Source organism: Achromobacter sp. GbtcB20 (assembly GCF_019091095.1).
In the GTDB taxonomy this organism is placed as follows: Bacteria; Pseudomonadota; Gammaproteobacteria; order Burkholderiales; family Burkholderiaceae_B; genus Achromobacter; species Achromobacter mucicolens.
In genome coordinates, this window is sequence record NZ_JAGXJZ010000101.1 from 1 (window position 1) to 731 (window position 731).

The 731-nt window shown below is 50.5% G+C and carries 1 rRNA gene; it reads left to right on the forward strand.

What is annotated here, in order from left to right:
- Nucleotides 1-339: 339 nt before the first annotated feature.
- A 16S ribosomal RNA gene (locus KVT32_RS27985) occupies nt 340-731 on the forward strand; the annotation flags it as partial.

A 731-nucleotide genomic window follows, 5' to 3' on the forward strand; every position in this document is an offset into this window, starting at 1 on the left:
GCCGCGATAAAACGCGGTGCTGTAAAAAAGAAGTTGACGAACATCGCGAAACACTGCATAATCTCACTTCTCTGCTGCTGACGAACAAAACGATTCGCAAAGCGCAGCAAGGCAGTACAGAATCCTCGGCGGAAGCCACAGTTCTTTAACAATTAACAGTCGATAAGTGTGGGCGTTTGATGCAGGTGCCAGCTGACTAGTTCAGCTGATTACTTAAAATATCAAATGTTCGCACAAAGTATTAAGCGTTGTCTCAGCGATGAGATGACGGTCAGTATTTTGAGTGAGCGACTCCGCTAGCAATAGCGGATGACTCGAAAGAGTCAACAAACAGAGATTGAACTGAAGAGTTTGATCCTGGCTCAGATTGAACGCTGGCGGCATGCTTTACACATGCAAGTTGAACGGCAGCACGGGCTTCGGCCTGGTGGCGAGTGGCGAACGGGTGAGTAATACATCGGAACGTACCCAGAAGTGGGGGATAACGTAGCGAAAGTTACGCTAATACCGCATACGTTCTACGGAAGAAAGTGGGGGATCGCAAGACCTCATGCTTTTGGAGCGGCCGATGTCTGATTAGCTAGTTGGTGAGGTAAAGGCTCACCAAGGCGACGATCAGTAGCTGGTCTGAGAGGACGACCAGCCACACTGGAACTGAGACACGGTCCAGACTCCTACGGGAGGCAGCAGTGGGGAATTTTGGACAACGGGCGCAAGCCTGCTCCAGCAAT